Origin of the sequence: Citrobacter sp. TBCS-14 (genome assembly GCF_005280805.1) — a bacterium.
Taxonomy (GTDB): domain Bacteria; phylum Pseudomonadota; class Gammaproteobacteria; order Enterobacterales; family Enterobacteriaceae; genus Citrobacter; species Citrobacter gillenii.
Genome location: NZ_SZWM01001274.1, coordinates 1 through 319, shown reverse-complemented (window position 1 = coordinate 319; position 319 = coordinate 1). Strand labels below are relative to the sequence as shown.

General features: G+C 36.7%; 1 protein-coding gene. It reads right to left on the bottom strand.

The genetic code is table 11. The features are described from left to right. Window positions 1–242: HNH endonuclease (locus tag FDX22_RS27340; RefSeq protein WP_146718066.1), on the bottom strand; the 242-nt coding region annotated here is incomplete at its 3' end. Window positions 243–319: the final 77 nt, after the last annotated feature.

Genomic DNA, 319 nt, shown 5'->3' with positions numbered 1-319 from the left:
TTCTTGTTATGGCAAGACTTACAAAGGAGTTGTAGGTTATCAGGGTTCAGCGCTATTTTCCAATCATCAAGATTTTCCCAAGTTAGTTCTATAATATGGTCTACTTCGTATTTTTTAGCACCGAATGCGCCACATCTTACGCAAGTCATCTTATCACGTTGTCTTACATAATCACGGACAGCCAACCATTCTTTTTTATTATACCAACCACTTTCTCGAACTGTGTCAACATTATACTTCATCTGACACCGCCATTTCTAAAGCCATTGTCAAAGCAACAGTAGGGTCAATTTTATCTTTTTCAAGTTTTTTAGTATAC